Here is a 20,461-nt window from a genome sequence, read left to right as displayed (position 1 = left end):
CGGATGGGGCGGCGTTCCATTGACAGCGCCGTTAGCGCCGCGCGTCTTCGCCAGGTTCGATGACGCGATACTCGGTTTCGATCACATCGTCGCGCCGAGCCGGACCACGCGAAGCGGCGGGTGGGTTGGTGCGCGTTCCGAACAGGCGATAAGCCGCGCCCGCCAAGAGCATGATAGGGAACGCGATCAAGAAAATGCCCGTCGCCACAACCGCCAGAGCAATGCCGATGGCCAGCACCGCGGCCACGATCAGCACGATCTGCCACGTGGGCACCTTGGTGAAGCGCAGTCCGAAAGCCTGATATTGTTCGCGGTTCATGAGAAAGGTCCTCCGGGCACCATAGCAATCAGGTAACCCGGCGGGATTGTGTCCGTTAAATTACCATTTGGTAAGGTCGATCACAGCACCGTCAGAAAACGCGCTTTACGGGCGCGCCTCGAACAGCCGGTAACGGTCAAGCTTCAGGCCAACCTTTTCGCCAATGCCGAGATGCCGGTTGCGCCCGGCTTCGACCTCCACCAGGCGGCTCTCGCCGGTTATGTCATCGAGGGCGATCTCCACTCTTTGGTTGGGCCCTAGAGCTCGCAAGGCGCGCACCTCACCGGTCAGCGGTCCTTCCTGCGGTGTTACAAGCGACACATCGTGAGGCCGCACAAAGAGACGGGCCCGTCCGTTCGAGCGCTCCGTGCGACCCACCTCCGCCTCGCCCACCCGAACGGCGCCCTGGTCCAGCGTGGCGTTCAGGACAATCGATTCACCGATGAAGTCATGCACGAAGGAGGTCGCCGGCTGCTCGTAGATGTCCTGCGCCGATCCCACTTGAACGATCTGTCCTCGGTCCATCACCACGACACGATCGGCCACATCAAGCGCCTCCTCCTGATCATGGGTGACGAGGATCGAGGTGACATGGAGTTCCTCGTGGAGGTGACGCAGCCAGCGGCGCAGGTCCTTCCGCACCTTGGCATCCAGCGCGCCGAAGGGTTCATCCAGCAGCAGCACCTTGGGTTCGATGGCGAGCGCGCGCGCCAGCGCCACGCGCTGCCGCTGGCCGCCTGAAAGCTGAGCCGGAAAGCGGTCGGCAAGCTCGCCGATCTGAACCAGTTCCAGAAGGCGGCTGACATGGGCCCGGATTTCCGCTTCGGATTTCCGCTCGCGCCGCGGCTTTACCCTCAGGCCGAAGGCGATGTTCTCGAAGACGCTCATGTGACGGAACAAGGCGTAGTGCTGGAAGACAAAGCCGACGTCGCGCTCACGCACCGAGCGGTCGAGCGCATCCTGGCCATCGAAACGAACTTCGCCGCTATCAGGCCATTCCAGCCCCGCGATGATGCGCAAAAGCGTGGTCTTGCCGGAACCGGATGGCCCGAGCAGCGCCAGGAGCTCGCCGGAGGCGATGTGAAGGTCGACGGCATTGAGAGCGGTGAAGGTGCCGAACTGCTTGGTGACGGCGGCGACATCGATGTTCATGAGCGAACCTCGGCGAGACAATGGATGGGCACTGCCTCAGAAGCCGGAGCACAAAGGGCGCCGGCTCCGGGTGAGATGGGACGGGTGATCATCGTTGGAATATCTCATCGAAGGTACCGCCGTCACCAAAATGCTCCGGCTGGGCCTTCGACCATCCTCCAAACATATCATCGATGGTGAACAAACTGAGCTTTGGAAAGACCTGCCGGTAGCGAGAGGCGATGTTCTCGTCGCGCGGCCGGTAATAATGTTTGGCGGCGATTTCCTGCCCCTGCGGCGTATAGAGAAAGGAGAGATAGGCCTCCGCGACCTTGCGCGTGCCCTTGGCATCCACGTTCTTGTCGACGATCGCGACGGAAGGCTCGGCCACGATGGAGACGGAGGGAACAACGATATCGAACTTGTCGGGACCGAGTTGATTGACGGCAAGAAAGGCCTCGTTCTCCCACGCCAGTAGAACATCGCCTATGCCACGTTCAGCGAATGTCAGCGTAGCCCCTCGGGCACCGGTGTCCAGAATGGGCACATTCTTGAAAAGCGCCCGCACGAAGTCCTTCGCTTTGGCCGCATCACCGCCGCTGCGCTTCAACTCGTATCCCCAGGCCGCGAGATAGTTCCAGCGGGCACCGCCAGACGTTTTTGGATTTGGCGTGATGACCTGAATGCCCGGGCGAATCAGATCACCCCAATCGCGGATGTTCTTCGGGTTTCCCTTGCGGACCAGAAACACGATGGTCGAGGTGTAAGGTGCCGAATTGTCGGGTAGGCGCGAGATCCAACCCTTGTCGAGCCGGCCGACGTCGGCCACAGCATCGATGTCATAGGCCAAGGCCAGCGTGAGCACATCAGCCTCAAGGCCTTCAATCACCGACCGAGCCTGTTTGGCGGAGCCGCCGTGCGATTGCCTTATGGTGACACTGTCTCCGGTTTCCGCGAGATACCTTGCGGAAAAAGCTTCATTGACTTCGGCGTAAAGCTCACGTGTCGGATCATAGGACACGTTAAGCAGGCTGAACTCGGCCGCCACGGCGGGAACCGCCAGAACACTGGCAACAGTGAGGGTGATCAGTTTCTTCCACATCGGGTGATACTCCTGGTCATAAGGACACGTCTGAGAGCTGCATTCACTTCACGTGGATTCCGCACTCGATCTTACCCTGTCCGCGCCAGCGGCCGGCACGGATGTCTTCTCCCGGCTTCACCCGGCTGGTGCAGGGCATGCAACCAATCGAAGGAAAGCCTTGCGCCGCCAAGGGATGGTTGGGCAGAGCGCGTCTTTCGAACCAAGCTTCGATTTCCGCGCGGCCCCAGGAGGCAAGGGGGCTGAACTTGATGCGTGTTCCATCGGCTTCCACCACCGGCAGCCGGCGCCGCGTCACCGCCTGATAACGCTTGCGGCCGTTGATCCAGGCGGCGAAACCCTCTAGAGCGCGCGCCAAAGGCGCGACCTTGCGCAGGGCGCAACAGGCGTCGGGGGCGGATTGCCAAAGGAAGCTGTCGGGATCTTCCGCGCGAACCGCCTCTTCCTCCGGCGCCAGCGTGCGAACGTCGGTCAGGCCGAGGCGCTCGATCAGAATGTCGCGATAATCGAGCGTCTCGCTGAACAGCATGCCGGTATCGAGAAAGAGAACCGGCGTCGCCGGGTCGACTTCGGCCACAAGATCCAGGAGCACGGCCGCCTCGGTGCCGAAGGACGACACCAGCGTGATGCGGCCTTCGTAGGCCCTCACAGCAGCTTCAATGATGTCTTGCGGAGATGCATGGCCGAGCCGCGCCTCGAGCTCCGCCGCACGCGCCATGGTGGCGTCGTCAGCGACTTGCCCGAGCCCACCAGCGAACATCAGCCTATTCCTCGGCTGTGGAGGCGCTGGCGCAGAACGGTCTGGCGGCCATCGACCGCCGGCTGATAGAACATGGTGTAGCGCCTCAAGGCCTCGGTGAAAGCATCGTCATCACCGGGCTTTGTCACCTCGAAGGCATCGAAGCCGGCGCGATGCATCATCAGGAATTGGTCACGCAGCACATTGCCGGTCGCCCGCAACTCGCCCGCATAGCCGTGCCGCTCGCGCAGATGGCGGGCCTGGGTATAGGCCCGGCCATCGCGAAAGATGGGGAAGACGAGCGCCACCACCGCCAGCCCGGAGAGATAGGGCGCAAGATCGACAACGGGACGGTTGTTGGGCCAGATCACGCCGACAGGGTCGGCCCGTGAGGCCAACGCCTCCCACTCCGCTTCCAGCCGTTCAGCCGTGACCAATACCGATCCGCTCTCCGGCATCGCCGCGTCATTGTCGATGCGGGTGAAGATATCCGCGACCTTGCGGTCGTCCTTAATCAGCGACATAGGCCCTCTCCTTGAAAGGTGCCACGCCAAGGCGCTTGACCGCATCGACGAAGATCTCGTCCTCGCCCTGCCGCAGGTCAAGATAGGTGTCGACCACGCGTTCGATGACATCAACCACGCCGTCATAGGGCACCGCTGGTCCCAAAAGCTGGCCCAGCGCCGCGTTCTCGTCAGCCTTGCCCCCCAGCGTCAGCTGGTAGAACTCCTGGCCGTTTTTCTCCACGCCGAGGATACCGATGTGACCGATGTGATGATGGCCGCAGGCGTTGATGCAGCCGGAAATATTCACATGGAGGCGTCCAATGTTCTTGGCCCGATCGAGGTCGGCGAAACGCTCCGTCAGCGCCTCGGCCAGCGGGATGGACCGGGCGTTGGCCAGCGCGCAGTAATCGAGGCCAGGGCAGGAGATGATGTCGGTGATGAAATCGACGTTCGGTGTGGCGACGCCGATGGCATCGAGCTCGCGCCACAGTTCGGGCAAGTCCTTCTGCCGGACGTGGGGCAGGCACAGGTTCTGCTCATGCGCCACCCGGATTTCGCCGAAGCCGTATCTGTCGGCGAGATCGGCGATGGCATCCATCTGCTCGGCTGTCGCATCGCCCGGGGGTCCTCCCACCGGCTTCAGCGAAAGAGTGACGATGGCGTAACCAGGGACCTTGTGGCGGCCGACGGAATTTTCGTGCCAGCGCGCGAATGCCGGATTCATCAGCGCCGCGACCAGTTCGGACGGCGCATCCTGCAGCGCCTCGAAGTCAGGATATCTGAACCGCGACCGGATATCGGAGATCGCGACCTCGTCCAGCTTCAAATAGCCGTCGCGAATGCTCTCCCATTCCGCCTCCACGCGCCGGGAAAACTCCTCGGCACCGAGTTCGTGCACCAGGATCTTGATGCGCGCCTTGTAGATGTTGTCGCGCCGGCCTTCGGCGTTGTAGACGCGCAGGATCGCTTCCAGATAGCTCAGCAGATGCTCCGGGGCCAGATTTTCACGGATGACCTTGCCGACAAAGGGTGTCCGGCCGAGACCACCGCCCACCATGACGCGGAACACGGCCCTGCCGTTTCCGTCATCCAGAAGCCGGAGGCCGATGTCGTGGACGAGCACGGCGGCGCGATCTTCCTCCGCCGCGGAAACGGCGATCTTGAACTTGCGCGGCAGATAGGTGAACTCCGGATGGTTGGTGGACCACTGCCGGATGATCTCGGCCCAGACACGCGGATCGTCCACTTCACCTGCAACCGCACCGGCGCGATGATCGGTCGTCGTGTTCCGGATGCAGTTTCCTGAGGTCTGGATGCCGTGGATGCCGACGGTGGCGAGGTCCGCCATAGCGCTGGGCAGGTCCTTCAGCGCGATCCAGTTGTATTGGATGTTCTGCCGCGTGGTGAAGTGGCCATAGTTGCGATCATAGGTGCGCGCCACATGGGCCAGCATGCGCAACTGCGCGGATGACAGCGTCCCGTAGGGAATGCAGATGCGCAGCATATAGGCGTGGAGTTGCAGGTAGACGCCGTTCATGAGGCGCAGCACCTTGAACTCATCCTCGGTCAGCTGACCTGCAAGGCGCCGCTCCACCTGATCGCTGAATTCCGCGACGCGCTGCTGCAGGAAGGTCCGGTCGAACTGGTCGTAGATGTACATGACTGCTCCTCAGACCTGCCCCGGCAGGGCGACGGTCGGGCCTTCGGTTCGAATGCGTTCACGCAGATTGAGTGGCTTTGCACGGCCCTGGCTGTCGGTTGCAACATGGGCGACGTAGCAGCCGACGGCGTTGATCCCGTCCTTTTCAGCCATCTGCAGCAGCGCAAGGGCCTCTTCGGAGGTCGAAACCACCGCCGCATCGGACATCCGCCGCGACCAGGTGCCATCGGCCGTGCGCCAGACGACGATACCTTCGGCCAGGCTGTTGCCGGTGATGGCTACCGGGCCGGTGACGCGAAGTTTCTGCTGTTGGGGAGCGACCATGATCCTCAGCCTGCCAGACGTGCCGCTGCCAGTGCGGTCAGGGATTCCCGCCACGGCTTTGAATGTTTCACCACCTCGCCGATAACGAGGAGAGCCGGCCCCTCGCCTGCCTCCGCAACCAGCGCGGCCAGGCGGTCGAGCCGCCCCACGGCTGCGGCCGAATCCGCTCGCGTGCCGCGGGCAAGAACCGCCGCCGGTGTTTCGGGGGCGCGGCCGGCGGCAATCAGACCGGCAGCGACGGCGGCTGCACTGTCGCGGCCCATGTAGACCACCACCGTCATATCCGCCGCGCCAAACCCGTTCCAATCGACCGCCGCGGCATCGGTGGCGCGATGAGCGGTAACCAGGGCGATGCGGTTGGCTTCGCCGCGATGAGACAAAGGAATCCCGGCCTCGGCGGCGCAGCCGAAGGCGGCCGAGACACCCGGCACAACGGAGACCTTGATACCTGCCTCGCGCAGATATTCCATTTCCTCGCCACCCCGCCCGAAGACAAAGGGGTCACCACCCTTGAGCCGCACGGTGTTAAGGCCACGACGCGCCGCCTCCACCAGGCGGCGGTTGATGGCGGCCTGGCCAATACCCGGGCGGCCGGACCGCTTACCCACGAAAACACGTTCAGCCGCGGGCCTGGCCAGAGCCAGGATGTCCTCGGTTACGAGATCATCATGAAAAATGATGTCGGCCGCCTCGAGAACGCGCAGCGCCTTGATTGTCAGGAGGTCGGGATCGCCAGGACCCGCCCCGACCAGGTGCACGACACCTGGCGCGGCCGCATCGGCCACCGCCTTTTCCCAGGACCCCGCCCTTCCAAGAAGTGATAAATACGAAATCATTTTGTCTAATTCTCATATTGACGGTTTATCTGTTGTAATTTAATCAGACCCCTGTTTGCAACTGTATTTTTGGCTTGTTTTGCGAGTTTAAAATACGGATGACTGATGGATTTTCTACTTCTCCAACCAACTGGCACCCCTGATGGACCGTCTCGACGAACTGGAAGCCCAGAGCATTTTCATCTTTCGCGAGGCGTTCGCGCAGATGAAGAAAGTTTCCCTGCTCTGGTCGCTGGGAAAGGATTCCAACGTCATGATCTGGCTCGCGCGAAAGGCTTTTTTCGGCCGGCTGCCGTTCCCGGTCATGCATGTCGATACGGGCCGCAAGTTCCCCGAAATGTACGAGTTCCGCGACCGTTACGCGAAGGCGTGGGATTTGGACCTGATCGTGGAGGAATGCCCCGCGCTGGAGACGACGGACGCCACTCTGCCGCCGGCCGCTCGTTCCGCCGCCCGTAAGACCGAGGGCCTCAAGCTGGCGCTTGCCAAGCACGGCTTTGACGGGCTGATCGCGGGGATCCGCCGAGACGAAGAGGCCACGCGCGCCAAGGAGCGGTTTTTTTCGCCGCGCGGCACCAACGGCGCCTGGGATGTCAAAGACCAGCCGCCGGAGTTCTGGGATCAGTACAACACCGTGCGGGCGCCGGGCACGCATGTGCGGGTCCATCCGATCCTGCACTGGACCGAGGTCGACATCTGGACCTACACCCGCCGCGAGAACATCCCGGTGATCCCGCTCTATTTCTCCCGCAATGGCGAGCGCTATCGCTCGCTCGGCGACAAGGACATCACCAAGCCTGTTCCCTCAGATGCCTCGACGCTGGATGAGATCATCCTGGAACTCGCGACCACCCGCACGTCCGAACGCTCCGGGCGCGCCATGGACCATGAAGCCGAGGATTCCTTCGAGCGCCTTCGGGCGGCAGGCTATCTTTGAGCGAGGACAGAACCATGAACCTCAACCTTGTTCCCGCCGCGGCCGCTCCCGAGCGTGACCTTGTCCGCATCGTCATCGTCGGCCATGTCGATCACGGCAAATCAACGCTGATCGGCCGCCTCCTCCACGAAACCAACGCGCTGCCCGACGGCAAGCTGGAGATGCTGCAGGACGTCAGCCGTCGCCGCGGCATGCCCTTCGAATGGTCCTTCCTTCTGGATGCCCTGCAGACCGAGCGAGACCAGGGCATCACCATCGATACAAGCCAGATCCGCTTCGCGACGGAGGCGCGCGACTTCATCCTGATCGACGCGCCGGGCCACGTGGAGTTCCTTCGCAACATGGTGACCGGCGCGGCCCAGGCCGACGCCGCGGTGCTCATGGTCGATGCCGCGGAGGGCGTGCGCGAGCAGACCCGCCGCCATGGCTTCCTGCTGCACCTCCTCGGCGTCCGCCAGGTGATCGCGGTGGTCAACAAGATGGACCGGGTCGGCTATGCGGAGGATGTCTTCCGCGCCATCGAGAGCGAGCTGACCGCTTATCTCGCCGGCCTCGGCATCGCACCCAGCCAGGTCATTCCCATCTCGGCACGCGAAGGCGATTTCGTTGCCAGCCGCTCGGGTTCGCTCGGCTGGTTTGATGGGCCGACCGTGATCGAGGCGCTCGATCTTACCCGCGCGGCGCGCCCCTCGGCCGAGCTCGGGCTGCGCTTTCCCGTACAGGCGGTCTACAAGTTCGACGAGCGCCGCATCCTCGCGGGTCGCATCGAAACGGGGCGGCTCAACGTCGGTGACGACATCGTCTTCGTGCCATCAGGCGCCCAGGCACGGGTCAAGTCACTCGAAGCATGGCCTGCCAATGATACCTCCACCGCCGGGGCCGGCCGATCCATCGGCATCACGCTCGACCGCCCGATCTTCGTCGCCCGCGGTGACGTCGGCTGCCTGCCGGCAGCGCGTGCCAAGACGGCACGGCAGTTGAAGGCCCGCGTCTTCTGGCTTGGGGCCGAGCCGCTGATCGCGGGCCGCGAAGTGACGGTGCGGCTTGCGACCGCAAGCGCGCCGGCGACCGTCTCGTCCATCGACAGCGTGATCGACACCGAGATCCTGGCAACGGCCGCCGCGACGCGCATCGAGAGGAACCAGGTCGGCGAGATCACGCTCGACCTTCCACGCCCCATCGCGGCCGATGCGCATACGGTCAACCCGGTGCTGGGGCGCTTCGTGATCGAGATCGACCGGCGCATCGCCGGCGGTGGTATCCTGATGTCCGTCACCGAAAGCGCGGCCGTCCGGGCCACCAACGTCACGGCCGTGACCTCCGATGTCACCGCGGCGGAGCGCACCGCCCGACATGGCCATTCCGGAGCCGTCATCTGGCTCACCGGCCTGCCCTCCTCCGGCAAGTCCACCCTGGCCCGCGCGCTCGAGCGTTCCGTCTTCAATCGCGGCGGCTCGTCCGTCTTTCTCGATGGCGACACGCTGAGAACGGGGCTCAACGCCGATCTCGGCTTCACGGAAACCGAGCGCAGCGAAAACATCCGCCGCACGGCGGAAGTGGCGACGCTGCTGGCGCGCGATGGCCACATCGTGGTTGTCGCGCTTGTCTCGCCGGCAGCGGCGGACCGGGCGCGGGCGCGCACCATCGCCGGCCACCTGTTCCACGAGATTCACCTGCGCACCTCACTGGAGGTTTGCGAAGGGCGTGACCCGAAAGGTCTCTACAGGCGTGCCCGCGCCGGCGAGATCGTCAACTTCACGGGCGTCGACGCCTCATACGAGGAACCGCACGATCCGGAACTGGCGCTGGACACCGGCGAGGAAGAACTGCCGGCCAGCACCGCCCGCCTTATCGGCTATCTGGAGAGCCGCGGCATCCTGCGTGGTTTCGGATCCGATTCGATCTGATGTGGAAGGGCTTCTAAGCGAGCGGCTTTGCGTGCATTGTGTGGGCGCTGAAGGACCACGGATCGCATGCACCGCCTAGCCGCCACCTCCTGTCTGACATCACAGTGCCGATCCACGAGGCGGCGGCCATGACCATGCCGCCAAAGATGGATTTCGATCTCGCCGTGATCGGCGGGGGGATCAACGGCTGCGGCATCGCGCGGGATGCGGCGGGCCGCGGCCTGTCCGTGGTGCTCATGGAGAAGGGCGATCTCGCGGGCGCGACCTCCTCGGCTTCCACCAAGCTGATCCATGGCGGCCTGCGCTATCTGGAGCACTATGAATTCCGCCTGGTGCGCGAGGCTCTGGCGGAACGCGAGGTGCTGCTGAAGCTCGCGCCGCACATCATCTGGCCGCTCCGCTTCGTGCTGCCGCACCATTCGGGCCTGCGGCCGGGATGGATGCTCCGCCTCGGCCTCTTCATCTATGATCATCTCGGGGGGCGCAGCCTGCTGCCGCCCGCCCGCACCTTCCCGCTGGAGGGAGACCCTTCCGGAAAGCCCCTGAAGGCCTCCTACAAGAAGGCCTCCGAATATTCCGATTGCTGGGTCGATGACGCGCGGCTGGTGGTGCTCAACGCAGTCGATGCCCGCGAACGGGGCGCGGACATCCGCACCCGCACCAGCCTGATCTCGGCCGAGCGGGTGCCGGGAGGCTGGACGCTTATCACCGAACATGCCGGCCGCCGGCAGATCGTGACAGCGCGCGCGGTGGTCAACGCGGCGGGGCCCTGGGCGGGAGATGTGTTGCAGCGCCTGGGCGTCGACAGCCCTGGCCATGTGCGGCTGGTCAAAGGCAGCCATATCATCGTCGATGCGCTCTTTTCGCACCCCCATGCCTATATCTTCCAGAATGCCGACAAGCGGATCGTCTTCGCCATTCCCTACGAGCACGACTTCACGCTGATCGGCACAACCGACGTCGACTTCGACGGCGATCCCGCCGAGGTCACCATCGATGATGATGAGATCGATTATCTGCTGGGAGCGGTATCGGACTATTTCGCCCGTCCGGTAACACGCGACACCCTGCGCTGGAGCTACTCCGGCGTGCGGCCGCTTTACGATGACGGCACCTCGAAGGCGCAGGATGCCACCCGTGACTATGTGCTCGAACTTGATGCCTCCACCGGCCGCGCGCCGCTCTTGACGGTTTTCGGCGGCAAGATCACCACCTATCGCCGGCTTGCGGAATCCGTGCTCGACAAACTGGCCGACCATCTCACGGTTCTTGCCCCCTGGACGCACGAGGCCGCGCTGCCGGGCGGACATTTCCCCCACGACAACATCGACGCGCTGGTGGCCGCCCTCGCGCACAAATATCCGTTCCTGACCGATCGGGATGTGACGCGGATGGCCCGGGCCTATGGGACGGACGCCTTCACGATGCTCGGAGAAGCTCGAAACGAAACCGACATGGGCAAAGCCTTTGGCGCAGGTCTGACCGAGCGCGAGGTGCGCTATCTCATGACCCGCGAATGGGCGCTGACGGCCACCGACGTGATCTGGCGGCGCAGCAAGCTCGGTCTTCGCATGAGCCTCGATGACGTCCAGGCCCTTGACCGCTGGATGCTGGGGGCACGCGGCGGCGCGGAGACTGCCGCCTCATCTCCCTCGCTGGCTGATTTCGGATGAGCTATCTCGTCGCCATCGACCAGGGCACCACATCCACCCGTGCCATCGTCTTTCGCGCAGGGTTGGATCCCGTGGCGGTGGCGCAGCGGGAGTTCGCCCAACACTATCCTCAGCCCGGTTGGGTGGAGCACGATGCCGAGGATCTATGGGCAACAACGGTCGCAACCGTATCGGAGGCTATGGCGCGCGCCGGCCTGAAAGCCAGCGACATCGCCGCCATCGGCCTCACCAATCAGCGGGAGACGACGCTGGTCTGGGACAGGCGCAGCGGCAAGGCCATCCACCGCGCCATCGTCTGGCAGGACCGCCGCACCGCCTCTGTCTGCGCCGACATGAAGGCGCAGGGCCGGGAAGCACTGGTGACGGAGAAGTCCGGGCTTCTGCTCGATGCCTATTTCTCGGCAACCAAGATCGGCTGGATCCTCGATACGGTGCCGGGCGCGCGCGAGGCGGCGATGCGCGGCGATCTCGCCTTCGGCACGGTGGACAGTTTCCTGATCTGGCGACTGACCGGCGGCAGAGTTCATGCGACCGATGCCACCAATGCCGCCCGCACGCTGCTCTACAACATTCACGACGGGCGCTTCGACGAGGAACTGCTCGATCTGTTCCGGATACCGGGCAGCATGCTGCCCGAGGTTCGGGACAATGCCGGGTCCTTCGGTGAAACACTTCCCCAGTTCTTCGGCGGTCCCATCGCCATCCGTGGGGTGGCCGGCGACCAGCAGGCGGCCACGGTCGGTCAGGCCTGCTTCACGCCAGGTATGGCCAAGGTCACCTATGGCACCGGCGCCTTCGCGCTGGTGAACACCGGCTCAAAACCAGTGCGGTCGGAGAACCGGCTGCTGACGACTATCGCCTATCAGCTCGACGGTGTGCCCACCTATGCGCTGGAAGGCGCCATCTTCGTTGCCGGCGCCGCCGTTCAGTGGTTGCGCGACGGGCTCGGCATCATCGCCAATGCGGCCGAAACACAAGAGCTGGCGGAGCGAGCCGATCCGGCGCAGAACGTCTACCTCGTGCCGGCCTTCGTCGGTCTTGGCGCGCCCTGGTGGGACCCGGAAGCGCGCGGTGCGCTGCATGGCCTGACGCGCGGTACCACCCGGGCTGAACTTGCCCGCGCCGCGCTGGAGAGCGTCGGCTATCAGACGCGCGATCTTCTCGCCGCCATGCGGCGGGACTGGCCGGCGGCCGCGGGCGCGGACACCGTGCTGCGGGTGGATGGCGGCATGGTGGCGAGCGACTGGACGCTGCAGTTCCTCAGCGACATTCTGGGCCTGCCGGTCGACCGGCCCAAGGTTCTGGAAACCACGGCGGTGGGTGCCGCCTATCTCGCGGGCCTGGCCGCCGGACTGTGCCCGGCCCCTGACGAAATGGCAAAGCACTGGCAGCTCGGCCAGCGTTTCCAGCCGGAGATGGACGAGCCTCGCCGAGAGGCGAAGTACCGGGGCTGGCGCGATGCGGTTTCCCGCGTTTTGACCGACCCAAAGACCTAGACCGGAGAGGTCCGTCATCGGGCGAGCGAACGCCGACGAAGAGCTGTGGGAAGCACCCACTGTTAACCCGCTGTCAACCTTACCCAAAAGTGCAGGGGTAGCCTAAAGAATCAAATTGAGTCATGACTGCGCCTCAACATGGTTAGCGGCTGACATGGTGTTTGCGTTTTACCCGTCGTTTCCGCGTTGGCGCCTCCTGGCGGGGATCGGTGCCGCGCTGATGGCGTATGGGCCGGCCGGGGCTCAGGAAAATGCGGGCCGCATCACCTATGACGTTACCTTCTCCGTTCCCGCCGAGACCGATCTGGAAGATCGGCTCGAGGATGCATCCAATCTCGAAGAGCTGAAGGACCAGCCGGTGGACGCACCGGAGGCGCTCCTTGTGCGCGCCAGGGCGGAGCCGGAGTATCTCATCGCCGCCCTTCAGGCCGAGGCACGTTATGGCGCTGTTGTCCGGGTGACGGTTGCAGGTGTCGCGGTCGATGCTCCGGGAGCCAGTGCCGCCGTGGCGCGCGCCGCGCAGGCGGGCCCGGTGCCGATCATCGTTACCGTCGAGCCCGGTCCGGAATTCAAGTTTCAATCGATCCGAACGGTCACGGCAGATGGAAGGCCGAGTCCTGTTCCCATCGACCTCGGCAAGGCAGGGCTGACTACTGGCGAGCCGGCGCGGTCGGCCGACATCATCGCGGGCGAACGGGCCATCGTGCGTCAGATCCGCGAGACGGGCCGGCCGCTCGCCAGGGTGGCCGAGCGTGAGGCGGTGGTGAACCACAGCACCTCCACCATGGACCTGACGATCATTCTCGATCCCGGCGCGCCGGCGACCTTCGGCGAAGTCACGGTGTCGGGCACAGACCGGTTGCGACCGGAGATCGTGGCGGAACGTGCGCCCTTCGCCACGGGCGAGCCCTACAGCCCCGCCAAGATCGCGCGCTATCGGGAAAAACTGAGCGAGCTTGCCGTCTTCAAAACGGTCCGCATCGTCGAGGGCGATCAGCTCAACCCCGATGGCAGCCTGCCCATCCGGGTGGAGGTAGCCGAACGACCCCGCCGCTATGTCGGCGCGGAGGCGAGTTATTCCACCAGCGAGGGCGCTGGTGTCGGCGCCTATTGGGGTCATCGCAACCTGTTCGGCGGCGCCGAGGGGCTGAGGCTGGATGCCAATGTTTCGCGCCTTGGTGCCAACGCCTATGACGATCTAGAGTATAAGCTCGGGATCACTTTCACCAAGCCCAGCATCATCACACCGAAGGATGATCTGACCGTTTCCGTACTGGCGACACGCGAGGCTCCTGACGCTTACACGCGGGTAGGTGTCGGCGGCGTCGCAAGCATCAAGCGCGAGATCACCGAGCACCTCTCGGTGCAGGCGGGCATCGAGGTCGACCGCTCCCGGATCGACGATGTCTTTGGACGCAACGACTATACGCTGATCGGCATCCCCCTGGGCGTTACCTGGGACAACACCGACAGCAAGCTTGATCCCACGGAAGGATTCCGAGCCGCTCTCACGGTCACGCCCTTCCCCTATGCCGATGGTTCGCAAGCCGGCATGACCATCGCCAAGGGCCAGGTCTCCGCTTATCGGGCCATCGATGATGCCCACCGCTTCGTGGTGGCGGGCCGGATCGGAGCCGGCACCGCGCTCGGCGCCGAGATCCGCGACCTCCCCGCCAACCGGCGCTTCTTTGCCGGCGGCGGCGGTTCGATCCGCGGCTACACCTATCAGAGCGTCAGCCCGCGCCTCGACGAAGACACCATCATCGGCGGCCGCAGCCTTCTTGAAGGCTCGCTCGAACTGCGCGTGAAGGTCACCGACAAGATCGGGATCGTGCCCTTTGTCGATGCGGGCGCCGCCTTCGATCGGGAATTTCCCGACTTCAACCAGGACATCCAGTACGCGGCCGGTTTGGGCCTGCGTTACTACACCGCCATCGGACCCATTCGTGCCGATGTGGCGTTTCCTCTCAATCCCCGTGAAGACGACCCCGTGGCCGCCTTCTACATCAGCTTAGGGCAGGCATTCTGAGGTGGTACGGCGCCTGATCCGCATAGGGCTTTTCGCCTTCGCTCTGGTCATCGCCCTCGCGGTGCTGGCGGGGTTTGCCCTGATGCGGACCGAAGCAGGCCTGCGCTACGCCCTCTCCTGGGGCACTTCGCTTGCCGCGTCTGACGATCTGAAGGTGGAGATCGGCAATGCCTCAGGCGCGATCGCATCCGACTTCACCCTGACCGATATCCGGATTTCGGACCGCGAAGGCCCCTGGCTCACCATCGACAGCGCGCGGCTCGCCTGGCGCCCCGCCTCGCTTCTGTCGGGTGTCTTCTCCGCCGAGGCGCTGGAGGTGGGGACCGTTTCGGTGGCGCGCCGTCCTCTTCCCTCCACCGCGCCGGCTCCGCCGGAGCCGAGCCAGCAGTCCACGGGGCTTCCCGTCGGCATCGAGATCGAACGTTTCAACGTCGCCAACCTCACGCTCGCCCAGCCCGTCGCAGGCGCCGAGGCGAGCCTCTCGCTCGCAGGCGCCGCCCGCCTCGTCGACCCGACCGAAGGTTTCCGGCTCGACCTCGACGCCAAGCGCACGGACGGCGTTTCCGGCCAGATGGTGGCACGGCTCGGCTATGTGCCGGAAACCGGCGCCATCGATGCCAGGGTGAAGGCCTCGGAACCCGAAGGCGGCGTCGTGGCGCGCCTTCTCGACATCCCGGGCTTGCCGCCCGTTGAACTCCTCATCGATGGGACGGGGCAAATCGATGCCGGCCTCGTCACGCTGGCACTGACGGCCGGCGATGCGGGGCGCTTGGATGCCACCACACGCCTTTCCCGTGCGGAAGGCGGCGTGAAGGTCGATCTTGATGCCCGGGGAGACCTCAGCGGCATCGCACCCGCGGCCTATTCCCGGCTCGTGGAAGGACAGACTTCGCTGTCGGCCGGAGCGGTAGTGGCGAGCGACGCCTCCACCATCCAGATTGAGCGCGCGGAACTTGCCAGCGCGGCCGCAAGCGGAGTGGTCAGCGGTCTTCTCGACCTCAATGACGACGGCAACAACCTTGCTTTCAACGTGACATTGGGTGGCGCGGAGCGCTTCACCGGATTGATCCCCGCCCCTGTTCGATGGGCCGGGTTCAGCGCCAGCGGTCGCGCGACCGGCGTGCTCACGCAGCCGGAAGTGACGGCGAAAGTGCTTGGCAAGGATGTGGCCTATGAAGCCCGCCAGATCGGCAATCTCGCCGCCGATGTCACCGCTGTTCCCAATGGCAACATCTACGACGTGAAGGCGCAGATGGCGGCCGAGGCCCTGGCACTGCAGCTGCCCTATGCCGATGAGCTGATCGGTGACCGGCTCAATCTATCCCTTGATGCCTCGCAGCAGGCCGATGGCGGATTCAACCTGCGCCAGCTGCAGTTGCGCGGTATCGACCTGCAGCTTGCCTTCGATGGCATGGCCTCGCCCGCCGCAGTGGACGGCGACCTTGCGATCGCGACGCCACGTGTGACCCTCACCGCGGAAGTCGATGCCTCCGATCTCCAGACCCAGCCCAAGGGAACGGTGTCCATCGACGGCACCGCCGACAATGCACCGGTGACCGGCCGGACCAGCTTTGCCATGGAAAGCGATGGCCTGCGTCTCGACGACCTGTCCCTCTCGACCCGATCGGTGGAGCTTGAGGGCTCGATGCTGGCGACGCCGGATGCCCCGAGCGGCGACATTCGGCTCGTCATCGGCGATCTTGCCGACCTTGCCGCTTTCCTGCCGGTTGACGCCCGTGGCGCGCTTAACGGGCGCGTGACCCTCGGCGGCACCGGCGAGGCGGCGGTCGCCCGCGTGGAAGCATCGGCGCGCGATCTCGTGGCCGCGGGCGTTGCGGTGGGAACGGCGACGCTCAATGCCGATGTCACCGACCCATTCGGCGCGCGAAGCATCAAAGGAAATCTCAAAGCCGAGCGCATCTCGGCCGGAGTTGACGTACCGACAGTCAATCTCACGGTCGACGGGCCGCTCGATGCCGCTGCCTTCACGCTGAATACCGAAGCCATGGGCGGCACCCTGGCGGCCGGCGGAACGGTCTCTGCCAATGACATGGCCATGCAGCTTGCGCGCCTCGATGTGACACGGCAAAGCCTGCGCGTTACCCTGGAAGAGCCTACCCGTCTCCGGTTGGTGGAGGGGGCTGTCGAGACCGAAGGCCTGACGCTTCGGGCAAACGACGGCCGGGTGACGGCTCGCGGGCGGGCGGGGTCGACGCTCGATCTCAATGTCGCCATCGAACGATTGCCGCTCGCCATTGCCGAGGCCTTCGCACCGGGCCTCGGCATCGCCGGAACGCTCAATGGAACGGCGACGGTCACCGGCGCTGCCGCGCGGCCGAACGGCAAGTATGAGCTCTCCGTCGCGGGCCTGAGCGTACCGCAGACGCGGGACTTCGGTCTTGGCGCCTATGCCGTGAAGGCAAACGGCACCCTTGCCGATGGACGCACCAACCTGACGGCCACAGCGACGGGCAGCGGCACCAATCTGACCCTCACAGGATCCGCTCCCCTGGGCGCGGGCGATCTCGATCTGCGTGCCCGAGGCACCATCGATGCGAGCCTCCTCAACACCCACCTTGCCGCGACGGGCGAGCGGCTCGACGGAAATGTCACCATCGACGGCACGGTGCGCGGCCCCACCACCGCACCGTCGGTCGGCGGCTCTGCGCGGCTGGCGGGCGGCAGTTTCTCCAGCCCGGGTCTTGGCCTGAACCTCACCAACATGAACGCCGCCGTGTCCGGCGATGGCCGCTCGGTCACCCTCAGCAGCTTCTCCGCCTCCACGCAAGGTGGCGGCACGTTGCGGGGACAGGGCCGGGTCAACATCGATCCAGCCGGCGGTTTTCCCGGCAATCTCACCATCACGGCGAGTGACGCGTTGGTTGCCGACACAAAGATCGTCACGGCACGAGCCAATGCCAACATCACGCTGCAGGGCCCGCTTGCGCGCGAGCCGCGGATCGGCGGCACCATCACCGTGCGCCGCATGGAGATCACCCTGCCCGAACGGTTCCCTGCCGGAAGCTCGGCCATCCAGGTGGAGCATCGCAACGCGCCACCAGAAATCCGTCGGCGTGTCGCGCAGCAGGCGGCCGAGGACCGTGAGCGGGCGCGCTCGGAAAGCGCCTTCAACGCGAGGCTGGATCTCACCATCTCCGCGCCCAACCAGGTGTTCCTGCGCGGGCAAGGCATCGATTCCGAACTCTCCGGTGACCTGCGCGTGCGCGGCACCACCAATGCGCCGCAGATCGATGGCGGCTTCGAGATGCGGCGCGGCACGCTGACGATCCTTGGCCAGCGGCTGGAGTTCACCCGCGGTATCGCCACCTTCCCCGGTGATATCACGCCGACGCTGGACCTGATCGCCGAAACCCGTGCCGGCGATGTCACCGCCTATATCGCCGTAACGGGAAGCGCCTCGCAGCCGGCGTTCAACCTCTCGTCGCAGCCTATGCTGCCGCAGGATGAGGTCATGGCGCGCCTCCTCTTCAACCGCGCAACAGGGGAACTGTCGCCGGGACAGGCGATCCAGATCGCCCAGGCGCTGGCGAGCCTGGCAGGTGCCGGGGGCGGCCCGGGAGCACTCGACAGCATCCGGCGCAATCTTGGCGTCGATACACTGGATGTCACGACCGACGAAAGCGGCAGCCCGGCCGTCGCGGTCGGGCGCTACATCAACGACAATATCTCCATCGGCGCACGCCAGGGCGCGACGCCGGAATCAAGCCGCGTGACCGTCGATATCGATGTCACCGAACGCATCCGCATCCAGGGCGAGGCGGGCGCGGATGGCAATTCGAAGGTCGGCGTCGGCATCGAATGGGAATATTGAGCTTCAATGTTCCCTTTGAGTGGAACCTTCGGCTAAGACAGCCGTTCCTCAATTGAGCGTGGTCGCACCCGCAGCGCTATTTGCCTGCGCGGATGCGGCCTTTCTTTCACGGAGACAATCACAGCCGAAAGCGAGGGCTGATACAGTGTGTGGAATTTGCGGTGACATTACATTCGACGGCGCGCCGGCGTCCATGGAGGCCACGGCGCGCATGGCGAAAGCGCTGATCCCACGCGGGCCAGACTCCGAAGGATTTGTCTCACGAGGCCGCGTCGCTTTCGGTCACCGCCGCCTCAGCATCATCGACCTGTCGAGCCGGGCTGAACAGCCCATGGTGGACCCCGAGCTCGGCCTGACCATCGCCTTCAACGGCTGCATCTATAATTATGAGGAACTGCGCCGCGATCTCGAGGCGCGCGGCTATCGCTTCTTCTCCCACGGCGATACGGAAGTGATCCTGAAGGCGTGGCACGCCTGGGGCGAGGAGGCACCCAAACGCTTCCACGGCATGTTCGCCGCCGCCATCCACGAGCGCGACAGCGGCCGCGTGATCCTCATGCGTGATCGGCTGGGCATCAAACCGCTCTACATCGCACGCGGCGACAACCGGTTGCGCTTTGCCTCATCGCTGCCCGCCCTGATCGCCAGCGGCGATATCGACACCAGCATCGATCCGGTGGCCTTCCAGCACTACATGACGTTCCACGCCGTGGTGCCCGCTCCCCGCACCATCCTGAAGGGCGTCGAAAAACTGCCGCCCTCGACCGTGCGGGTGATCGAGCCTGATGGCCGTGAGACCGACACGACCTTCTGGCAGGTGAGCTACGAGCGGAGCTCCGCCGATGTGAGCCGCCCGGCGCATGACTGGGGCGATATGCTGCTGGAAGCGCTGAAACGCTCCGTGGACCGGCGCATGGTGGCGGATGTGCCCGTGGGAGTGCTGCTCTCCGGCGGGCTCGATTCCAGCCTGGTCGTGGGGCTCCTGGCCGAGGCGGGCCAGCAGAACCTCGGCACCTTCTCCATCGGCTTCGAGGCCGCCAACGGCGAACAGGGCGACGAGTTCGTCTATTCCGATCTGGTTGCCAAGCACTATGGCACCGATCACCACAAGATCTTCGTGCCCTCGGTCAATCTGATGGATGCGCTGCCGGGCGTGATCCGGGCGATGTCGGAGCCGATGGTCTCCTATGACAACGTCGGCTTCTATCTCCTATCGAAGGAAGTGGCGAAACATGTGAAGGTGGTGCAGAGCGGCCAGGGCGCGGATGAGGTGTTCGGCGGCTACCATTGGTATCCACCGCTAGCATCCTCCAATGACCCCGTGGCCGATTATGCCAAGGTGTTCTTCGACCGCGACCACCAGACCTTCGCCCGTCAGGTGGCCCCTGATCTGGTCGGCGAGGATCACGCGCTGGCCTTCGTTGCCGAACACATGGGCCTGCCGGGGGCGACGGATGCGGTGGACAAGGCGTTGCGCCTCGACAGCACCATCATGCTGGTCGACGATCCGGTGAAGCGGGTCGACAACATGACCATGGCATGGGGCCTGGAAGCCCGCGTGCCGTTCCTCGACCATGAACTGATCGAGCTGGCGGCGCGCATTCCGGCCGCGCATAAGCTGAAGGATGGTGGCAAGGGCATCCTCAAGGATGTCGCCCGCCGGGTGATCCCGCATGAGGTGATCGACCGGCCGAAGGGCTATTTCCCGGTGCCGGCGCTGAAGTATCTCGATGGCCCCTTCTTGGAGATGGCGCGGGACGCACTGACCAATGAACATGCCCGCTCGCGGGGATTGTTCCGCCGGGAGTATCTCGACGCGCTCTTCGCCAATCCCAAGGATCACATCACGCCCCTCAGGGGATCGGAGCTCTGGCAGGCGGCCCAGTTGGAACTGTGGCTCCAGGCGAACAACATCTAGCGGGTACGCTGATCGAGAACCTGTGCTCTCCCGGCTGCTGAACATTTCTAGG

At 64.8% G+C, this 20,461-nt stretch carries 15 protein-coding genes; 7 read left to right on the top strand and 8 right to left on the bottom strand.

Going from position 1 to position 20,461, the window contains the following annotated elements; genetic code table 11:
• Positions 1 to 31: 31 nt before the first annotated feature.
• From IEV58_RS02455 to cobA, 8 genes are all read right to left on the bottom strand, one after another.
• Positions 32 to 319 (bottom strand): hypothetical protein, encoded by a 288-nt coding sequence (locus IEV58_RS02455; RefSeq protein ID WP_188408106.1) that lies wholly within the window; start codon positions 317 to 319, stop codon positions 32 to 34.
• Between the two features lie 105 nt (positions 320 to 424).
• Entirely contained in the window at positions 425 to 1,471 is a 1,047-nt protein-coding gene (locus IEV58_RS02450; RefSeq protein ID WP_188408105.1) for a sulfate/molybdate ABC transporter ATP-binding protein, read from the bottom strand.
• A gap of 88 nt (positions 1,472 to 1,559) precedes the next feature.
• A complete protein-coding gene (locus IEV58_RS02445) occupies positions 1,560 to 2,552 on the bottom strand; it encodes a sulfate ABC transporter substrate-binding protein (RefSeq protein ID WP_188408104.1) in 993 nt (330 codons plus the stop codon).
• 43 nt (positions 2,553 to 2,595) lie between these two features.
• Positions 2,596 to 3,312, bottom strand: a complete 717-nt coding sequence (locus IEV58_RS02440; RefSeq protein ID WP_188408103.1) for a phosphoadenylyl-sulfate reductase — start codon at positions 3,310 to 3,312, stop codon at positions 2,596 to 2,598.
• Positions 3,312 to 3,815, bottom strand: coding sequence for a DUF934 domain-containing protein (locus tag IEV58_RS02435; protein WP_188408102.1), 504 nt, complete (start codon positions 3,813 to 3,815; stop codon positions 3,312 to 3,314). The genes IEV58_RS02440 and IEV58_RS02435 overlap by 1 nt, the downstream gene beginning before the upstream one ends.
• The gene (locus tag IEV58_RS02430; protein ID WP_188408101.1) at positions 3,802 to 5,457 is read right to left on the bottom strand and encodes a nitrite/sulfite reductase; all 1,656 of its coding nucleotides are present in this window, start codon (positions 5,455 to 5,457) and stop codon (positions 3,802 to 3,804) included. The genes IEV58_RS02435 and IEV58_RS02430 overlap by 14 nt, the downstream gene beginning before the upstream one ends.
• A 9-nt stretch (positions 5,458 to 5,466) precedes the next feature.
• Positions 5,467 to 5,781 (bottom strand): DUF2849 domain-containing protein, encoded by a 315-nt coding sequence (locus IEV58_RS02425; RefSeq protein WP_188408100.1) that lies wholly within the window; start codon positions 5,779 to 5,781, stop codon positions 5,467 to 5,469.
• 5 nt (positions 5,782 to 5,786) lie between these two features.
• On the bottom strand, positions 5,787 to 6,566 hold the full coding sequence (gene cobA, locus IEV58_RS02420; protein ID WP_229729137.1) for a uroporphyrinogen-III C-methyltransferase: 780 nt from the start codon (positions 6,564 to 6,566) through the stop codon (positions 5,787 to 5,789).
• Between the two features lie 193 nt (positions 6,567 to 6,759).
• On the opposite strand from cobA, the gene cysD reads away from it, so the two are divergent.
• The 7 genes from cysD to IEV58_RS02385 all read left to right on the top strand — a co-directional run bounded on the left by cysD (position 6,760) and on the right by IEV58_RS02385 (position 20,409).
• Positions 6,760 to 7,554 (top strand): sulfate adenylyltransferase subunit CysD, encoded by a 795-nt coding sequence (gene cysD / locus IEV58_RS02415; RefSeq protein ID WP_188408098.1) that lies wholly within the window; start codon positions 6,760 to 6,762, stop codon positions 7,552 to 7,554.
• A gap of 14 nt (positions 7,555 to 7,568) precedes the next feature.
• Entirely contained in the window at positions 7,569 to 9,461 is a 1,893-nt protein-coding gene (gene cysC / locus IEV58_RS02410) for an adenylyl-sulfate kinase (RefSeq protein WP_188408097.1), read from the top strand.
• Between the two features lie 128 nt (positions 9,462 to 9,589).
• A complete protein-coding gene (gene glpD / locus IEV58_RS02405) occupies positions 9,590 to 11,134 on the top strand; it encodes a glycerol-3-phosphate dehydrogenase (RefSeq protein WP_229729136.1) in 1,545 nt (514 codons plus the stop codon).
• On the top strand, positions 11,131 to 12,630 hold the full coding sequence (gene glpK / locus IEV58_RS02400) for a glycerol kinase GlpK (protein ID WP_188408096.1): 1,500 nt from the start codon (positions 11,131 to 11,133) through the stop codon (positions 12,628 to 12,630). Before glpD ends, glpK begins: the two co-directional genes overlap by 4 nt.
• 220 nt (positions 12,631 to 12,850) lie before the next feature.
• Complete coding sequence (locus IEV58_RS02395; protein WP_188408095.1) at positions 12,851 to 14,659, top strand: autotransporter assembly complex protein TamA; 1,809 nt, start codon at positions 12,851 to 12,853, stop codon at positions 14,657 to 14,659.
• 1 nt (position 14,660) lies between these two features.
• Positions 14,661 to 18,491, top strand: coding sequence for a translocation/assembly module TamB domain-containing protein (locus IEV58_RS02390; RefSeq protein WP_188408094.1), 3,831 nt, complete (start codon positions 14,661 to 14,663; stop codon positions 18,489 to 18,491).
• Positions 18,492 to 18,636: 145 nt separating this feature from the next.
• A complete protein-coding gene (locus tag IEV58_RS02385) occupies positions 18,637 to 20,409 on the top strand; it encodes an N-acetylglutaminylglutamine amidotransferase (RefSeq protein WP_188408093.1) in 1,773 nt (590 codons plus the stop codon).
• Positions 20,410 to 20,461: the final 52 nt, after the last annotated feature.

The organism is Agaricicola taiwanensis (assembly GCF_014635245.1).
In the GTDB taxonomy this organism is placed as follows: domain Bacteria; phylum Pseudomonadota; class Alphaproteobacteria; order Rhizobiales; family Methylopilaceae; genus Agaricicola; species Agaricicola taiwanensis.
Note: the sequence above shows the minus strand (reverse complement) of the source record. Positions and strands in the feature narration are given on the sequence as shown.

Coding starts and splice junctions, on each gene's coding strand:
- IEV58_RS02425 (WP_188408100.1), bottom strand. CDS start 5,781: ATGGTCGCTCCCCAACAGCAGAAACTTCGCGTCACCGGCCCGGTAGCC.
- IEV58_RS02395 (WP_188408095.1), top strand. CDS start 12,851: ATGGCGTATGGGCCGGCCGGGGCTCAGGAAAATGCGGGCCGCATCACC.
- cysC (WP_188408097.1), top strand. CDS start 7,569: ATGAACCTCAACCTTGTTCCCGCCGCGGCCGCTCCCGAGCGTGACCTT.
- IEV58_RS02430 (WP_188408101.1), bottom strand. CDS start 5,457: ATGTACATCTACGACCAGTTCGACCGGACCTTCCTGCAGCAGCGCGTC.
- IEV58_RS02455 (WP_188408106.1), bottom strand. CDS start 319: ATGAACCGCGAACAATATCAGGCTTTCGGACTGCGCTTCACCAAGGTG.
- IEV58_RS02440 (WP_188408103.1), bottom strand. CDS start 3,312: ATGTTCGCTGGTGGGCTCGGGCAAGTCGCTGACGACGCCACCATGGCG.
- glpD (WP_229729136.1), top strand. CDS start 9,590: ATGACCATGCCGCCAAAGATGGATTTCGATCTCGCCGTGATCGGCGGG.
- glpK (WP_188408096.1), top strand. CDS start 11,131: ATGAGCTATCTCGTCGCCATCGACCAGGGCACCACATCCACCCGTGCC.
- IEV58_RS02445 (WP_188408104.1), bottom strand. CDS start 2,552: ATGTGGAAGAAACTGATCACCCTCACTGTTGCCAGTGTTCTGGCGGTT.
- cysD (WP_188408098.1), top strand. CDS start 6,760: ATGGACCGTCTCGACGAACTGGAAGCCCAGAGCATTTTCATCTTTCGC.
- IEV58_RS02450 (WP_188408105.1), bottom strand. CDS start 1,471: ATGAACATCGATGTCGCCGCCGTCACCAAGCAGTTCGGCACCTTCACC.
- IEV58_RS02435 (WP_188408102.1), bottom strand. CDS start 3,815: ATGTCGCTGATTAAGGACGACCGCAAGGTCGCGGATATCTTCACCCGC.